General features: G+C 79.4%; 1 pseudogene. It reads right to left on the bottom strand.

Annotation, left to right across the window (positions count from 1 at the left end):
- Positions 1 to 942: pseudogene (locus ACYU8V_RS21640) on the bottom strand (hypothetical protein); the annotation flags it as partial.

The raw sequence follows: 942 nt of genomic DNA, 5'->3' as shown, positions 1-942 counted from the left end.
CGAGCATCAGGGCCCGCTCCTCGGCGGCGGTCGAGGCCTCGTGCGCGGCCAGCGCGAGCGCGGCCTGCTGGCGTGCGGCCTCCTCGGCGGCCGCACGGGCGGTGTGCGCCTCCTCGGCGAGTCGGGCGTGCTCCGCGGCGGCGGCCTCGGCGGCCTCCCGCTCCTCGGTGGCCTTGCGGGTCCGTACGCCGTGCTCCTCGGCGCTGGCCGCCGCCTGCTCGGCGAGCATCAGGGCCCGCTCCTCGGCGGCGGTCGAGGCCTCGTGCGCGGCCAGCGCGAGCGCGGCCTGCTGGCGTGCGGCCTCCTCGGCGAGCGTGCGGGCGGCGGCGATCTCCGCCGAGCTCCGCTCGGCGGCCTCGCGGGCCTCGAGCATGTTCCGCGCGAACTCGGCGTGCTCGGCGGCCATCGCGGCGGCCTGCTCGGCCAACGACCGTGCGCGGTCCTCGGCGGCCGTGCGCTCCTCGTGCGCACGGCTCGCAGCGTCCGCGAACTCCTGCGCCTGGCTCTCGGCGAGCTGGCGGGCCTGTGCCGCCTGCGCGGCGAGCTCGGCCTGTTCCAAAGCGTGCCGTTCGGCCTGCTCACGCTTGGTGTGCGCGGCCGCGGCCAGCTCGGCCTGCTCCTGGGCGAAGCGCTCGGCCTGCTCGCGGCGTGCGGCCTCGGCACCGGCGAGCTCGGCCCGCTCGTGCGCGGCCTTCTCGGCGGCGGCGCGTGCCTCGGCGGCGGCGTGGGCGAGTGTCTCGGCCTCGATCCGGGCCTGGTGGGCCTCGGCAGCTGTCTCTGCCTGCTGGCGGGCGAGCCGGTCGGCCTCCTCGCGCGCCTGGCTGGCCATGCTCGCGGCCTGCTCGGCGGCGAGGCGCTCGGCCGCCTGGACGGCAGCGGCCATCTCGGCGTCGCGGCGCAGTCGCGCCGCCTGCTCGGCCACGGCGTGGGCGCGGGCGGCGT

This window comes from Nocardioides ultimimeridianus (assembly GCF_054777895.1).
The sequence above is the reverse complement of the archived record's forward strand: the minus strand, read 5'-3'. Positions and strand labels throughout refer to the sequence as shown.